The organism is Aquisalimonas sp. APHAB1-3, assembly GCF_048323695.1.
Taxonomy (GTDB): domain Bacteria; phylum Pseudomonadota; class Gammaproteobacteria; order Nitrococcales; family Aquisalimonadaceae; genus Aquisalimonas.
On record NZ_JBLWFT010000037.1, the window covers coordinates 1 to 1014 of the forward strand.

At 54.3% G+C, this 1014-nt stretch carries 1 protein-coding gene; it reads left to right on the forward strand.

Annotation, left to right across the window (positions count from 1 at the left end; genetic code table 11):
• Window positions 1–779 precede the first annotated feature (779 nt).
• Window positions 780–1014, forward strand: a 235-nt coding sequence (locus tag ACNSTU_RS17510) for an MBL fold metallo-hydrolase (protein WP_418212818.1), incomplete at its 3' end; no start/stop codon positions are given.

A 1014-nucleotide genomic window follows, 5' to 3' on the forward strand; every position in this document is an offset into this window, starting at 1 on the left:
ATGATACTTTCGGCTATGCTGAATTCGACTCCGCCACTCACCCCGGATCGAAGCGAGTGCAACGGCACGTTTGAAATCGACGATACACCCGTATATGGTTCTTTCAGGGCCGGTAGTTGGCACTTTCCGAATCGGGACTCGACGATCGTGCGGGACATAGGTTATCACGATACTGAAACCCAAACGACCACTTCCCCGTGGTGGGTGGTAGCTACTGGCGGGTGAACCGACGGTTACTGCCGGTTACCGGTTCGACGGGACTCGATCGATCATTGGATCCCCACTGGTGAGCAAATACCGGTAGAACAGTTATGAACATTTGGTTCCGACGATGCTGAAATACAGACGTATTACAACCGTACGTCTGTAATCACGGTTCGCGGAGGCGTCGGACGCCATCGAAGACGATGGACCGTGACAGTCCATACTAGACGGCTGACAGACAGGTTTTTAAACAGATAGCTAATCAAAAACACCGTTAAAGTTATAGTACTACTGCCGCTCGATATCGGCGCTGACGGTTCTTCATCCACCGACCGATTCCGAGAGAAGGAACCGATAAGCACAGGTATCGTCGTTTTATACCACCATTCTAACGGCTCCCGTCGCCTTTTGTCACACCGGAGATCGTACCTTCCGGGGTTATCGCCATAACTATCGAATATAATATTATAACTGCTAACCTATATTTGGGCTGTGGCGTGGTTGCGGTCGCGACGAACGGGCGTTCCGTACCGGTTTCAAATTTTAAGTGAACGACGCGCGAAGGTAGCGGTGCTATGCAACTCACCTGGCACGGCCACTCGACGTGGCACGTCACCGTCGGCGACACGACCCTGCTGATCGATCCCTTCTTCGACAACCCGAAGACCGACCTCGATCCGTCGGCCCTCGAGACGCCGGATTACGTGCTGTTGACCCACGGCCACGCCGATCACATCGCCCACGCGGGTGAGTTCTCGGAAGCGACGCTCGTCGCGACGCCGGAACTCGTCTCCCACTGTCAGGAGGAGT